This window comes from Microbacterium aurantiacum (assembly GCF_031625015.1).
GTDB classification, from domain to species: Bacteria; Actinomycetota; Actinomycetes; order Actinomycetales; family Microbacteriaceae; genus Microbacterium; species Microbacterium aurantiacum.
Genome location: NZ_JAHWXH010000001.1, coordinates 1,711,464 through 1,725,969, shown reverse-complemented (window position 1 = coordinate 1,725,969; position 14,506 = coordinate 1,711,464). Strand labels below are relative to the sequence as shown.

Below are 14,506 nucleotides of genomic sequence, written 5' to 3'. Positions count from 1 at the left end.
GATCGATATCTCGCCGTGATCTGCGGGGTGGACTGGAACCGCTTACAGATGACACGCGGTGTCAGTTGTGCGCGCTCACTTCCGCACGATGCCGCGTCTCCGGCGTTGGCGTGGCCTCCCCCGGTAGACTCCCCGGCATGGCTGATTCCTCGTTCGACATCGTCTCCAAAGTGGACCGGCAGGAGGCGGACAACGCCCTGAACCAGGCGCGCAAGGAGGTCGAGCAGCGCTACGACTTCAAGGGCACGGACGCCTCGATCGCGTGGAGCGGCGAGTCGATCCTCATCAAGGCCAACAGCGAAGAGCGGGCGCAGGCGGTTCTCGACGTCTTCCAGACCAAGCTCATCAAGCGCGGCATCTCCTTGAAGAGCCTCGAGTCGGGTGAGCCCGTCGCGAGCGGCCGCGAGTACCGCATCGTGTCGACCCTGAAGGAAGGCATCTCGCAGGAGAACGCCAAGAAGATCGGCAAGATCATCCGCGACGAGGGACCCAAGTCGGTCAAGTCCCAGATCCAGGGCGACGAGCTCCGCGTGCAGTCCAAGAGCCGCGACGACCTGCAGGAGGTCATCCGCCTCCTCAAGGCCGCGGACCTCGACGTCGACCTGCAGTTCCTCAACTACCGCTGAGCCGCACTCCCGCTGTGCAAGGCCCTTCGCGCGTCGAGGTAGCGCTCGGCCACGAGCTGCGCCATGCGCGGATCGAGCGCGAGCGGGTCGGTCGTCGCGTCCGCGCCCGCACGCGCGACGACATCCGCGAAGAATCCCGGGGCGAGGACGTAGCTCGCCGCCACGACGCGACCCGAGCGTTGCAGACGGATGCCGGAGACCACCGCGCTGATCCGTTCCCCGGTCCCCGCCGCCACGCCGACGCGGACGGGCCGTCCCAAGACGGCGGAGAGGTCGCGCGCGGTCGCGGCGACGTCCACTGCCGCGGCTGGGTCGGTCGATCCGGCCGCGGCGAGGACGACCGCGTCATCGGCGCCGAGCCCCGTCGCCGCTACGCGATCGGCGAGGACCGCGGTCACCAGCGGATGTGGACCGAGCGCGGGTGCGGCGACCGCGGCGCCCGGGTGCCGTGCGACCGCGCGAGCGATGTCCACGCGGGTGTGGAACCCGGCCGAAAGAAGCAGCGGCACGACGATGACGGGGCCTCGATCGACCGCACGATCGACGACCTCGCCGACCTCCGGCTGCTGCACGTCGACGAACGCCTCTTCCACGGGGACGTCGGGCAAGAGGACGCGCACGCGGGTCACGAGCCGGGAGATGGCGGCGCGACCGGCCTCCGACGAGGTGCCGTGCGAACAGGCGATGAGCGTCGGTGTCATGATCCCTCTTCCTCCCCGTCTGGAACATCGAGGCGATAGCCCCGCTTGACGACGGTGCGGACCGGGCACGAACCCCCGAATGCCTCCCGCAGCCGAGCGATCGCCACATCGACGGCGTGAGCTCCGGCACCGGAGTGCGCGAGCGCTCCCTGCAACGCGGTCCGGGACACGACATCGCCCCCGGCGGCGAAAAGCACCCGCAGCACGCTGATGCCGGTGGGCGACAGCGGGACCAGCCGCCCGTCGAGCACCGCGCCGCCGCTGCGCAGCTCGAGCCGCCCCGCGGTCGTCTGAACCGCGGGCGCGTGCCCACCCCCGAAGTGCGTCACGACCGCCCGGACCAACGAGCCGAGCCGCCCGCGCTCGGCGATCAGAACCTCCGCCTCTGCCTCTGCGAGAGGCTTGGCGGTGATCGGTCCGACCGCCGCGAGGAGGATTCGACCCGAGCGCGACAGCGCGACGACGTCGGCCAGCGCCCCTTCGCGCTCGGCGGAGGCCAACCACTCGGCGGCACCGGGCGCCGAGGTGAACAGGACGGCGTCCACGTCCCCCCGCGCGGCCGCCGCGACCGACCTCGCCACCACGGCTGCGTCGGGGGGTGGCCCCCAGCGGTACACGGTGAGACTCACCACGTCCGCACCGACATCGGCGAAGAGCTCATCGAGTCCGTCTGCTCCGGAGCCGTGATGCTGGACGGCGATCCGGCGGCCCGCGAGACCCTCGGCGAGGAGGAACTCTCCCAGCTCCTCGGAGGTCTCCGACTCGGCGACCCAGTCGGCGGTGAGGCCGGCCTGCTGGATCGCCCCGCGCGCCTTCGGCCCTCGGGCGACGATCTGCGCCCGCTCGAGCGCGGGGTGGAGCTCATCGAGCATGCCCGTTTCTTCGGCGGTCTCCATCCATCCACGAAATCCCACGCCGGTCGTGACCACCACAATGTCGGGGGGCTCGTCGATCAGTGCACGGGTGGCCTCGATGAGGGCGGCATCATCGATGTGCGGCACAATCGTCAGCGCCGGGGCCCGCCGCACCTGCGCGCCGTGTCGCTCGAGCGCGGCCGTCAGCTCCGAAGCACGCCGGTCGACCGCGATCACGATGGTCGTGCCGGCGAGCGCAGCGGAGAGGGCGGGGCGGGGCGGGGCGATCACCGGCGCGCATCACCCACCAGGGCGGGGTCGGCGAGGAGGAGGTCGGCACGGGCCACATCGCCGACCACGATCACCGCCGGATTGGCGACACCGGCAGCCGCGGCATCCGTCACGACATCCGCGAGCGTGGAACGTGTCGTCCGCTGGGCCGGCGTGTGACCGCACTCGACGATCGCCACGGGCCGGTCACCGGGTGCCCCGTGGCGTCGCGCGGCGTCGACCAGCCGGGGAAGGCCGGCGACGCCCATGAGCACGACGGTGGTGATGTGCTCGTCGGCGAGCGCGGCGAGGGTCGAGGACGAGGGCTCCGCCTGACCATTGACCACGTGGATCCCCGCGGACACCCCGCGATGCGTCACGGGGATACCCGCCGCCTGCGGCACAGAGACGACACTCGTCAGCCCGGGGACGACGTCCACCGGAACCCCGGCGGCCAGACACGCCGCGACCTCTTCGCCGCCACGTCCGTACACGAACGGGTCGCCGCCCTTGAGTCGCACGACGCGCTTGCCCGCGCGGGCGAGCGAGACCAGGAGCTCGTTGATCTGCACCTGCGGAACGGGGTGAGCACCGGGGCTCTTCCCGACGTCGATGACCTCGACATCCGCCTCCAACTCGAGCAGGACACCGGTGGGCCCGAGCCGGTCCGCCACGACGACGTCGGCTTCGGCCAGGAGCCGACGTCCCCGGACGGTCATGAGGTCGACCGGGCCCGGGCCGCCGCCGACGAGGTCGACGCGCCCGATCCCCCGACGCCGCTGCTGCCGGAGCGGAAGCGACCCCTCCCGCAGCAGCGCGCCCACGGCGTCGCGGAGGCGTCCCGCGCGCCGAGGGTCGACCCCGGCGTCGGACACCACGCCCACGATCACATCGCCCGACCGTGTCTCGGCGGCGAGGCGCGCGGACCCGTGAGACCCGTCGGAGGCGTTGATGCACAGCACCCGGCTCTCCTCGCACCACGCGGCGACATCGGCGTCGACGCGCCGGTCGCCGGTCGCGGTGTGCACGAGCCATGCCCCGATGACGTCGCCTTCGCGGATGGGACGCGCGATCCATTCGAGGTCGTGCTCGGCGATGGTCGACTTCATCGCCGAGGACACCGCCGGCGCGACGACGACGACCCGGGCGCCGTCCTCGAGGAACCGGCCGACACGCCGTGCGGCGACCGCCCCACCCCCGACGAGGACCACGCGTCGCCCCGTGAGCGATACCCCCAGCATCGTGGTCATCGCGATCCTCCTGGCCGTACGAATACGGCATCGCCGTCCACGGCGACCGCCCACACCGCAAGAGTGGCCGGTGCCCGCCCCTGCGGGTCGAGACACACCCCGGTGCGGAGGTCGAACACGTGCTTGTACATTGGAGAGGCCACCGTCGGCGCATCGCCGCGGGTCCCCACGATCCCGCGGGAGATGACGTGCGCGCCGCAGTAGGGATCCCGGTTCGACACCGCGTACACACGGCCGGTGTGCACGAGGAACAGGGCGATCTGCACATCGCCGAGCAACGCAGCCCGGCCCCGCTCGATTTCCAGATCGGCGAGTCGACAGACATAGATCCACTCGTCCGCCCGCGCCGGGGCGGCGTACTCGACCGTCAGGCTCACCGTCGTACCTCCAGAACCGTACCCGCGATGAAGACCGCAGGGTCGGCGCGCTCCGCGTCCGTGGCGGGACGCCCCTGCCCACGCTCGGCGGTGTACGCCAGTCCCGGGTCGGGGGTCGTCGGCGCATTCACGAACGACGCGAAACGTCGTAGCTTCTCGGGGTCGTCGAGCGTCGCCCTCCACTCGTCCTCGTACCCGTCCACGTGCCGGGCCATCGCGGCATCCAGGTCGCCGCAGATGCCGAGGGAATCCTCGAAGATCACGTCCCGCAACCCCTCGATCCCCCCGTCGAGGTCGGCAAACCACGGCGCGGTGCGCTGCAGACGGTCGGCGGTGAAGACGTAGTACATCAGGAACCGGTCGATGGCCGTGAGCAGGTCATCGTCGCTGAGCCCTTCGGCGAGCAGCTCGGCGTGGCGGGGCGTGAAGCCGCCGTTGCCTCCCACGTACATGTTCCAGCCCGCTTCGGTCGCGATGACGCCGACGTCCTTCCCCCGCGCCTCGGCGCACTCGCGCGCACAGCCGGAGACGCCGAGCTTGATCTTGTGCGGCGAGCGCAGCCCGCGATAGCGCAGCTCGAGACGGACGGCCATGCCCACAGCATCCTGGACTCCATAGCGGCACCACGTCGACCCGACGCACGATTTCACCGTGCGAAGCGACTTCCCGTATGCGTGACCGGACTCGAATCCGGCATCGACCAGACGGCGCCAGATGTCCGGGAGCTGCTCGAGCCGGGCACCGAACATGTCGATGCGCTGGCCGCCGGTGATCTTCGTGTAGAGACCGAAGTCCCGCGCGACCTCGCCGATGACGACCAGACCCTCGGGCGTGATCTCTCCCCCGGGGATGCGCGGGACCACTGAGTAGCTGCCGTCCTTCTGGAGGTTCGCCATCACATGATCGTTCGTGTCCTGGAGCGTGGCGTTCTCGCCGTCCAGGACGTGCGTTCCGGTGAGCGTCGACAGGATGCTGGCCAGCACGGGCTTGCAGATGTCGCAGCCGCGCCCCGAACCGAACCGGTCCACCACCGAGCTGAAGGTGGTGAGGCCGGAGACCCGTACGGCATCGAAGAGTTGCCGCCGGGACATCGGGAAGTGCTCGCACAGCGCCGTGCTGAGAGTCTTCCCGGAAGCGGCCAGCTCGGTGCCGACGATCTTCTTGATCATCATCACGCACGAGCCGCACGCCGCCCCGGCCTTCGTGCACGCCTTCACGCCCGCGACGTCCGCGCACCCCTGGTCGTGCACGGCCGCGCGGATGGCACCGGCGGTGACGCTGTTGCACGAGCACAGCAGCGCCGTGTCCGGCAGGTCTCCGGTCGGGGCCGCCGCGGCACCCTCGGGCATGAGATACGCGGCCGGATCGCCGCCGAGCGCGCCACCCAGCAGGGGGCGCAGGGCGCCGTACGCCGACGCGTCTCCGACGAGGATGCCACCGAGGAGGGTCTTCGCGTCGTCCGAGAGGACGAGCTTCTTGTACACCCCGGCTACCGGGTCTGCGTAAACGACATCGAGCGCCCCGGGCGTCTGCGCGAACGCGTCGCCGAAGCTTGCGACATCCACTCCCGAGAGCTTTAGCTTCGTCGAGACATCGAAACCCGCGAAGACGCCGTCGCCGCCACTGAGCCGTGTCGCGGCCACTTCCGCCATGGCGTAGCCGGGCGCGACGAGTCCGACGCATTGCCCGTCGTAGTTGGCCACCTCCCCGATGGCGAGGATGCGCGGGTCCGACGTCGCGCACGCGGCGTCGATGACGACCCCTCCCCGGGGATGCACCCGCAGTCCCGCACTGCGGGCGAGTTCGTCCCGGGGCCGGACCCCGACGGTGAACACGACAACGTCCGCGTGCGCCCACTCCCCCTGGCGGAACTCCAGCCCCCGCACCCGCCCGCAGTGGTCGGCGTCGATCCGCGTCGTGATGGTGTCCGTCCGCACCGCGATGCCGCGGGCCTCGATCAGGCGACGGAGCGCATCACCGGCGGGCAGGTCGAGCTGCGCCGACATCAGACGATCGGAGGACTGGACGACGGTCGGGGCGACGCCCAATCCCTGGAGCGCCCCCGCGGCCTCGAGGCCCAGGAGGCCCCCGCCGATGACGGCCCCCACGAGCGGACGTCCCAGCTCGGCGGCCCGGCGCTGCACGAACTGCTCGAGGCCGACGACATCGTCGAGGGTCCGATAGACGAAGCAGCCTTCGTGGTCGTAACCCTCGACGGCGAGGCGCGCGGCGTAGGACCCGGTGGCCAGAACGAGTCGGTCGTATCCGACGCGCTCACCGTCCGCCGTGACGACCTGGGAGGAGTCGCGGTCGACCCGGCGCACCGCGCGACCACGGATGAAGCGCACGCGACTGTCGCGCATCGGCTCGGGATCCAGTTCGAGATCCGTCGTCGACGCGCCGGCGAAATACGATGTCAGCCCCACCCGGTCATAGGGGTGTTGCTCCTCCTCGCCGATGACGGTGACGGCCCAGTCGCCTCCGTCACTGAGCAGACTCTCGACGAAGCGGTGGGCGACCATCCCCGCTCCGACCACCACGACGCGCGAGGTGGACCGGGTGCAGCTCATCCCCGCACCGTACGCCGACGAGGTTTCCCCGCCGTCAGGGGTGTGTTTCATCTTCTTTTCCGCGGCGGTCATCTCAACCAACCGGGGAGTGGGCGGTCGCGCGGTCCGCCTGCGCCACGGCGACCTGTGCCGCGGAATCAGATGCCGGGTGCTGCGCTGCGTTACGCGCACGCCGCGAGGAGACCCGGCGGCGCGGCGACGACGGGCGCCCGTAGGTGACGTACAGCGGGATGCCGACGAACACCAGTCCACCGACGAGGTTGCCGAGTACCGTGGGGATCTCGTTCCAGATCAGGTAGTCCATGACGGTGAAGTCACCTCCGAGGAGCAGGCCCGACGGAAAGAGGAACATGTTCACGATCGAGTGCTCGAAGCCCATGAAGAAGAAGAGCATGATCGGCATCCACATCGCCATGATCTTGCCCGGCACGCTCGTGGAGATCATGGCGAGGACGACGCCGGTGGCGACCATCCAGTTGCAGAGGACGCCGCGGATGAAGAGGGTCAGCATCCCGGCCGCGCCGTGTTCGGCGTACCCGAGCGTGCGCCCCTCACCGATGTGTCCGATGGCCTCACCGACCGCGTTCGGCGGCGTCGAGAAGCCGTACGTCACCACGATCGCCATCAGCAGCGCCACCGCGAAGGCACCGATGAAGTTCCCGAGGAACACCAGACCCCAGTTGCGCAGGATGCCCCCGAGCGTCACTCCGGGACGCTTGTCCAGCCAGGCCAGAGGGGTGAGGACGAACACCCCGGTGAGCAGATCGAACCCGAGGAGGTACAGCATGATGAAGCCGACGGGGAAGAGCACCGCACCCAACAGCGGGATCCCGGTGGTCGTGGCGACCGTCACCGCGAAGGCTGCGGCGAGCGACAGCAACGCGCCACCCATGATCGACCGCACCATCGTGTCTTGCGTGGAGTACATCACTTTCGAGGCGCCGGCGTCGATGACCGTGCCGATCAGGTCTGCGGGTTTGACGTAGGACATCGGTTCTCCTTCGGGGACGAATGCGCGGGGAAGGTTCTCGTGCTACGAAGGTAGAAGCGCGGTGTTTCCCGACAACGACCGAGAACGACGACTTCGATTACGGCTTTCTCTCTTCGGCGCGGCGGCCACTGTGAGAAAGATCCGGACGACATCGAGCGCGACCCGCCCGCTCGACGTCGCCGGCACGAGGGCGGAGGGCCCATGACCGCAGTGGATGACGCGATCCGGCGCGAGGCGATCGCGGACTACGGCGTGATCGGCGAGGCCCCGGCGTCGAGCCTCGAAGGCCTGCTGCGTATCGCCGCCAGTGTCTGCCGGGTCGAGAAGGCGGTCGTCAACATCATCGACGATCGCTTCCAGCACCAGATAGCCGCCTTAGGCTTCGACGCCGCGGTGTGCGCCCGCGAGGACTCGATGTGCGCGGCGGTCTACCTCTCCGGCCAGCAGGTGGTCCTTCCGGACGCACGAGACGATGAACGCTTCACCGACAACCCCTTCGTCACCGGCGAACTCGGTCGGGTGCGCTTCTACGCGTCGAGCCCGTTGCGCACCCCCGACGGCGTCATCATCGGCACCCTCTGCGTCTTCGACGACGACGTAGCCGAACTGGATGCCGCTCAGCGGTCGACGATGGACATCCTCGCCGGGCAGGTCGTCGACGTCCTCGAACTGCGTCGCGCGGGCCGCGAGCTGCGCTCCTCGAACGATCGGCTGAGCACGTTCGCCGGCCAGGTCAGCCACGACCTGCGCAATCCGCTCACGGCACTCGTGGGCTATCTCGAGCTCGCCAGCGACAGCCTCGAAGTCGATGAGGCGCAGCAGGCGACGGTCTCGCTGGCCCGCGCCGAGGCGGCGGCGAACCGCATGACCGACCTCGTCGGGGACCTGCTCTCGTACGCCCGCATCGGCGGCGCCGCGCGCCACTTCGGCCCGGTGTCCGTCCGCGAGGCCGCCGTGGCCGCGGTGGACGACCTGGATGCCGCGCTGCGCGAGCGCGGAGCCCGGGTGAGCCTCGACGTGGACGGCATCGTGTTCGGCGACGCGACCCTCATCCGGCTCGTCCTGCAGAACCTCATCGCCAACTCGGTGAAGTTCACCGCCGCCGCCGGAATCCCGCCCATGATCGAGGTGAGCACGACCCGCACCGATGGGGCCCTGGTGATCCGGGTGGAAGACAACGGGCCGGGCATCCCCGAAGCCGATCGCGGGCGGGTCGTCGGGCTCATGGAACGCGGCGCCGACGCCCACGGGATAGAAGGCCTCGGGCTCGGTCTCTCGGTGTGCCGCCGCATCGCCCAGGAGCACGGCGGGCGTCTCGGGATCGATGCCTCCCCCACGGGCGGCGCCGCCGTGTGGGTGACGTTCCCGCTCCTCGGGGGTCAGTGACCGGCGCCGAGCCCTCCGGACAGCCGCGTGTGCAGCTGGGTCGTGGCGTCGTTCATCCCCTCGAGGACGACCTCCTTGCCGCGCTGGCGGTACTTCGTCACCACGGCGTCGAGCGCCGCGACCGTGGAGGCGTCCCACACGTGCGAGCGTGACATGTCGATGACGATCTTGTCGGGGTCTCCCGCGTAGTCGAACAGCGTCGTCAGGTCGTTGCTGGAGGCGAAGAAGAGCTCGCCCTCGACCTCGTACCGCACGATCGTCTCACCCGCGGAATCGTTCACCGTCCGCTGCACGCGGACGAAGTGGGCCACGCGACGGGCGAAGAGGACCATCGCCGCGAGGACGCCGACGCCCACGCCGATGGCGAGGTTGTGCGTCCACACCGTGAACACGACGGTGATGACCATCACCGCGGTCTCGCTCTTCGGCATCCGTCGCAGCGTCGACAGGCGGACGCTGTGCCAGTCGAACGTCGCGACCGAGACGACGATCATGACGGCCACGAGGGCGGCCATCGGGATGACCGCCACGATGTCACCGAGGACGAGCACGAGGATCAGCAGGAAGACGCCGGCGAGGAACGTCGAGATGCGCGTGCGTGCGCCGGATGCCTTCACGTTGATCATCGTCTGGCCGATCATCGCGCACCCTCCCATACCGCCGAAGAGGCCGGAGAGGATGTTCGCACCGCCCTGACCGAAGGCCTCCCGGGTCTTCCGCGAGTGGGTGTCGGTGATGTCGTCGACGAGCTTGGCGGTCATGAGCGACTCGAGGAGCCCGACGACGGCCACGGCGAGCGCGTACGGAGCGATGATCTGCAGCGTCTCCAACGTCAGCGGGACGTTCGGGATGAAGAGGAACGGCAGGCTCTCGGGCAGGTCCCCCTGGTCGCCGACCGTCGGGATGTTCATCGTGAAGACCACAGCAGCAGCGGTGAGCAGCACGATCGCCACGAGCGGTGCGGGGACGACCTTCGTCCAGCGCGGCATCAGATACATGATGAGCAGGCCCGCCACGACCATCGGGTACACCAGCCACGGGACGCCGATGAGCTGCGGGAACTGCGAGGTGAAGATGAGGATCGCGAGCGCGTTGACGAAGCCGACCATGACGCTGCGCGGAATGAAGCGCATGAGCTTCGCGATGCCGAGCGCGGCCATCACGACCTGGATGAGCCCGCCGAGGATCACGGTGGCGATGAGGTAGTCCACCCCGTACTCGCGCGCGACCGGGGCGATCACGAGCGCGATGGCGCCGGTGGCGGCGGTGATCATGGCGGGGCGTCCGCCGAGGAACGAGATGGCGACGGCCATCACGAACGACGAGAACAGGCCGAGACGCGGGTCGACGCCGGCGATGATCGAGAACGCGATCGCCTCGGGGATGAGGGCGATCGCCACGACGAGACCGGCGAGTGCCTCGCGGGTGAGCAGGCGCGGGCTCCGCAGCGCCTGCATCACCGTGGGTTCGATGCGATAGCGGCTCGGCGGGTCGGGGACGGGGACGACACGGGTCATGGGCGCTCCAGCGTGAGTGGCGGGATCGCGACGGCGATCGGGGAAGGACGCGACGATGCGTCGGGACCGCGAGCGCGGTCGGAGATGAAGGGGAAGGACGCCGCAGAGCGCGGCATCCGAAGACTCTACCGCCGTCGGCATGCGCGGCGAGCGATGACTCCCGTGGTCAGCGTGCGGTGGTGTCCCAGTCGACCTCGATCGCGTCCTCGTGGGAGGGCGAAATGCGCGCGGCGTGCACGTCGCCCGGCTTCGGCCACCGGCTCTTCGGGAACACCGCCTCCGTGGAGACCGTGCGCGGCGCGACGCCGGCCGCTTCGGCGCGGAGCTCGACGCGGCATTCCTGGTAGCGCGCCCGCCCCTCGGGCTCGGATACCGAGACGACGGTCACGCGGCCGCGCACGGCATCGGCCATCGGATCCTTCGTGGCCTTCTCCAGCCACTGCGCCATCTCGTCCCACTCATCCACGCGGCCAGCCTAGTGCGGCGGGGCGAGCGTCCCCCGCGGAGCCCGGCGGCGCACGGCGCCGTCGACGAGCCACTCCCGTAGACCCCGGTAGGCATCGGCGCGGGCGGGTTCCGCCGAGAGGAAGACGTCATGGAGGGCGCCGTCCACGCGTCGCAGCGTGACGTCGCTGCCCACACGGGTCGCGGCGCGGGCGATCTCGTCGACCACGAGCACCGAGTCGGATGTCAACGCCTGCTCGGACCACGACAGGGGCGAACTCGAGCGCGCCGAGAGGAGGACGAGGGTGGGGCAGCCCGTCTCGATCCCCGCGGCGACGGTGGCGTGCCCGCGCACGACCGCCCGGAGCCACCCGGGGTGCGTCGGGAAGCCGCGCTCGGGCCGCCACGCGGCGGGGATCGCCTCCCCGGGGAGCGCGCCGGTTTCCCGTTGCGCGCGCGTGTAGAAGCCGAGGTCGACCTCCGGGTGCGCGCCCAACGGATCCCACCGCGCACGCGCTTCGATGAGCGGCAGCAGAGCCTGGCGCGCGAACGGTCCCGTCTGCAGCTCCAGCCACGGACTGTTCAGCACGAGGGCGTCGGCGAATCCCGGATGCCGGGCGGCCCAGAGGGTGAGGGTCAGACCTCCGGTGGAATGACCGAGGAGGACCAGCCGACGCCGGCGCGGGGCATCCGACGCCGGGTCGTGTCCGATCGCCGTCAACGCCGCCGTGATGTCCTCGTCGTAGACGGTGAGGTCGGTGACATACCCGGGGATCTGCCCCTCGCGGAGGCTCCGCCCGTACGCGCGGAGGTCCAGGGCATGGAAACGGGCGCCGAGGTCGCACCAGAAGCGTGCGAGCTCGACCTGGAAGAAGCAGTCCGACCACCCGTGGACGTACAGGACGTCGACATCGCGGAGCGCCCCGACCAGCGAGTCCCACGCCGAGGGCTCCCGACGCACCAGCGTCGCAACGACCTCACCGTCGGAATCCGTCCCGAGGGGAAGCGTCCGCTGCGCGAACGGAGGCCCGAGGACGTCGGGCTTCCATTCAGCGGTCATCGCCGAAGGCTACTCGCCGCGCGAGACGGTCACCATCTCGTCGCGCGGGACCACCTTGATGCGAGCGCGCCCGTGCGGTGCGCCCAGGGCGATCTCGTGCTGGTCGAGACGGTGCCAGCCGTCGAGGTCGGTCCAGGCCACACCCCGCTCGGCGAGGAGGGCGGGGATCGCCTCATCCGACGGGTCGACGGGCTGCCACCACGACGCCTGGTCGTTGATGATGTGGCGGACGGTCTCCATCGCGTCGGACTTCGTATGCCCGATGAGACCCACCGGCCCGCGCTTGATCCATCCGGTCGCGTAGACACCGGGCACACGCTCGTTGGAGTCCTTGTGCAGGACCTGGCCCTCGTGGTTCGGGATCACGCCGTGGCGCTTGTCGAAGGGCACGCCCGGCAGGGGCGACCCGAAGTAGCCCACCGCGCGGTAGATCGCCTGGATCGGGACCTCGCGCAGCTCCCCCGTGCCGACCACGCCGCCCTCGCCGTCGGGGCGCGTGCGCTCATACACGAAGGCGGTCGCACGGCCCTCGGCATCCGTCTTCACTTCAACGGGCTTGGCCCAGAAGTGCAGGTGCAGGCGACGGGACGCCGTGCCTCCGGCGTTGTTGGCCGAGTCGCGCTGCCGCCACTGCTGCAGCACCCGGTCGATCACCATGACCTGCTTGTTGCTGGCGATGGCGACCTTGGACGCGTCGTCGTAGTCGAAGTCCTCGTCGTAGACGACCATGTCGACGTCGCGGAGCTCACCGAGCTCGCGCAGCTCCAGCGGCGTGAACTTCACCTGGGCGGGTCCGCGCCGGCCGAACACGTGCACGTCCGTCACGGGGCTGGCCTTCAGACCCTCGTAGACGTTCTCGGGGATCTCGGTGGGCAGGAGGTCGTCGGCGTGCTTGGCGAGCATGCGCGAGACGTCGAGCGCGACGTTGCCGTTGCCGATGACGGCGACGGACTGCGCGTCCAGCGGCCATTCGCGTGGGACGTCTGGGTGACCGTCGAACCAGCTGACGAAGTCGGCGGCGCCGTAGGAGCCCTTCGCGTCGATGCCGGGGATGTCGAGATCGGCGTCTCGGATCGCGCCGGTGGCGAAGATCACGGCGTTGTAGTGCTTCTTCAGGTCGTCGAGGGTCAGGTCCTCACCGAAGCGCACGTTGCCGAAGATGCGGATGTCGCCGCGGTCGAGCACTTCCCGCAGGGCTGTGATGATGCCCTTGATGCGCGGGTGGTCGGGGGCGACCCCGTACCGGACCAGTCCATACGGCGCGGGGAGCTGGTCGAACAGGTCGATCGACACGTCGAACGTGCGCTCGGCCTTCAGGATGATGTCGGCGGCGTAGATGCCTGCGGGGCCCGCCCCGACGATGGCCAGCCTGAGCTTGGTCAAGAATGTCCTCCTGGAATCAGCGGGAGCGGTCGGCGACGGCGCGCGCGAACCGGGTGAGAGCCTCGCGGACCGCGCCGTCCGGCAGCGGTTCGAGGGCGTCGATGGCCTCCTGCGAGTACGAGCCCGCGAGGTCGCGGGTGGCCTGGGTGGCTTCGTGATCGCGGAGACGGGCGAGGGCGTGATCGAGGATCGCGGGATCGGCGCCGGCGGCGATCCGGGCGACGCCGTCGTCGATCTCTTCGCGCAACCCGACCGAGTCCGCGTCGGTGCGGCGGGTGAGCACGAGGTACGGCATCGTGGGGACCCCCGCGCGCAGGTCGGTGCCGGGGACCTTGCCGGTCTCGGCGGGGTCGGCGGCGAGGTCGATCACGTCGTCGAGCAGCTGGAAGGCGACCCCCGCCTTCTCGCCGAAGACCGCCAGCGGCTGCTCGAACTCCTCCGGGCCGTTGGCGAAGATGTTTCCCACCTGAGCGGATGCCGCGATGAGCGATCCCGTCTTGTCGGCCAGGACGTCGAGCGAGAACTGCACCGGATCGTCGCCCTCGGCGGGCCCGACGGTCTCGCGCATCTGACCGAGGACGAGACGCTCGAACGTGTCGGCCTGGATCCGGATCGCGCGCTCGCCGTACCGGGCCATGATCTGGCTCGCCCGGGCGAAGAGCAGATCGCCGGCGAGGATCGCGACGCTGTTGCCCCACACCTCGTGCGCGGCCGGGATGCCGCGGCGCTTGTCCGCGTCGTCCATGACGTCGTCGTGGTAGAGCGAGCCGAGGTGGGTGAGCTCGAGCGCGGCCGCGCCTTCGACGACGGCATCCGTCGTTCCGTCACCGAGCTGGGCGGTGAGAAGCGCCAGCATCGGCCGCACGCGTTTACCGCCGGCCTCGTAGAGGTAGCGGCTGACGGCGTCGACGACCGGCTGCGCCATGCGCAGCTCGTCGCCGAGGGCGGCGTCGACGCGGAGCATGCCCTCATCGACCGTGGCGAGGAGCCGACGCGAACGGGCGCCGGCGAAGATGCGGTCGGTGAGGCCCAGCTTGCCGAGACGCGAATCGGACGCGGAGGGGGTCACCTGATCAG

13 protein-coding genes are annotated in these 14,506 nt (G+C 70.2%); 2 read left to right on the top strand and 11 right to left on the bottom strand.

The window, feature by feature from the left end; all coding sequences use genetic code 11:
- The first annotated feature begins 137 nt into the window (after nucleotides 1-137).
- Nucleotides 138-626 carry a YajQ family cyclic di-GMP-binding protein gene (locus KZC50_RS08045; RefSeq protein WP_053548136.1) on the top strand — a complete coding sequence of 163 codons (489 nt, stop codon included), beginning with the start codon at nucleotides 138-140 and terminating at the stop codon, nucleotides 624-626.
- Here KZC50_RS08045 and KZC50_RS08040 read toward each other — a convergent pair.
- The 6 genes from KZC50_RS08040 to KZC50_RS08015 all read right to left on the bottom strand — a co-directional run bounded on the left by KZC50_RS08040 (nucleotide 617) and on the right by KZC50_RS08015 (nucleotide 7,639).
- Entirely contained in the window at nucleotides 617-1,327 is a 711-nt protein-coding gene (locus KZC50_RS08040; protein WP_301133259.1) for a sirohydrochlorin chelatase, read from the bottom strand. The two genes, KZC50_RS08045 and KZC50_RS08040, sit on opposite strands and share 10 nt — an antisense overlap.
- A complete protein-coding gene (locus tag KZC50_RS08035) occupies nucleotides 1,324-2,469 on the bottom strand; it encodes a uroporphyrinogen-III synthase (RefSeq protein ID WP_301133402.1) in 1,146 nt (381 codons plus the stop codon). Before KZC50_RS08035 ends, KZC50_RS08040 begins: the two co-directional genes overlap by 4 nt.
- The gene (gene cobA / locus KZC50_RS08030; RefSeq protein WP_310891290.1) at nucleotides 2,469-3,701 is read right to left on the bottom strand and encodes a uroporphyrinogen-III C-methyltransferase; all 1,233 of its coding nucleotides are present in this window, start codon (nucleotides 3,699-3,701) and stop codon (nucleotides 2,469-2,471) included. Before cobA ends, KZC50_RS08035 begins: the two co-directional genes overlap by 1 nt.
- The gene (gene nirD, locus KZC50_RS08025) at nucleotides 3,698-4,072 is read right to left on the bottom strand and encodes a nitrite reductase small subunit NirD (RefSeq protein WP_375294590.1); all 375 of its coding nucleotides are present in this window, start codon (nucleotides 4,070-4,072) and stop codon (nucleotides 3,698-3,700) included. Before nirD ends, cobA begins: the two co-directional genes overlap by 4 nt.
- Before the next feature lie 2 nt (nucleotides 4,073-4,074).
- Nucleotides 4,075-6,648, bottom strand: a complete 2,574-nt coding sequence (gene nirB / locus KZC50_RS08020; protein WP_310891289.1) for a nitrite reductase large subunit NirB — start codon at nucleotides 6,646-6,648, stop codon at nucleotides 4,075-4,077.
- A gap of 73 nt (nucleotides 6,649-6,721) precedes the next feature.
- Nucleotides 6,722-7,639, bottom strand: coding sequence for a formate/nitrite transporter family protein (locus tag KZC50_RS08015; protein ID WP_310891288.1), 918 nt, complete (start codon nucleotides 7,637-7,639; stop codon nucleotides 6,722-6,724).
- 201 nt (nucleotides 7,640-7,840) lie between these two features.
- On the opposite strand from KZC50_RS08015, the gene KZC50_RS08010 reads away from it, so the two are divergent.
- Nucleotides 7,841-9,025 (top strand): GAF domain-containing sensor histidine kinase, encoded by a 1,185-nt coding sequence (locus KZC50_RS08010; RefSeq protein ID WP_310891287.1) that lies wholly within the window; start codon nucleotides 7,841-7,843, stop codon nucleotides 9,023-9,025.
- Here KZC50_RS08010 and KZC50_RS08005 read toward each other — a convergent pair.
- The 5 genes from KZC50_RS08005 to KZC50_RS07985 all read right to left on the bottom strand — a co-directional run bounded on the left by KZC50_RS08005 (nucleotide 9,019) and on the right by KZC50_RS07985 (nucleotide 14,498).
- The gene (locus KZC50_RS08005; RefSeq protein ID WP_310891286.1) at nucleotides 9,019-10,542 is read right to left on the bottom strand and encodes a SulP family inorganic anion transporter; all 1,524 of its coding nucleotides are present in this window, start codon (nucleotides 10,540-10,542) and stop codon (nucleotides 9,019-9,021) included. The two genes, KZC50_RS08010 and KZC50_RS08005, sit on opposite strands and share 7 nt — an antisense overlap.
- Nucleotides 10,543-10,708: 166 nt before the next feature.
- Nucleotides 10,709-11,008 carry a hypothetical protein gene (locus tag KZC50_RS08000; protein WP_301133247.1) on the bottom strand — a complete coding sequence of 100 codons (300 nt, stop codon included), beginning with the start codon at nucleotides 11,006-11,008 and terminating at the stop codon, nucleotides 10,709-10,711.
- Between the two features lie 9 nt (nucleotides 11,009-11,017).
- A complete protein-coding gene (locus KZC50_RS07995; RefSeq protein WP_310891285.1) occupies nucleotides 11,018-12,046 on the bottom strand; it encodes an alpha/beta hydrolase in 1,029 nt (342 codons plus the stop codon).
- A 9-nt stretch (nucleotides 12,047-12,055) separates the two neighbouring features.
- The gene (locus KZC50_RS07990; RefSeq protein ID WP_301133243.1) at nucleotides 12,056-13,429 is read right to left on the bottom strand and encodes an FAD-dependent oxidoreductase; all 1,374 of its coding nucleotides are present in this window, start codon (nucleotides 13,427-13,429) and stop codon (nucleotides 12,056-12,058) included.
- Between the two features lie 16 nt (nucleotides 13,430-13,445).
- Nucleotides 13,446-14,498, bottom strand: coding sequence for a polyprenyl synthetase family protein (locus KZC50_RS07985; RefSeq protein WP_310891284.1), 1,053 nt, complete (start codon nucleotides 14,496-14,498; stop codon nucleotides 13,446-13,448).
- Between the last annotated feature and the right edge of the window lie 8 nt (nucleotides 14,499-14,506).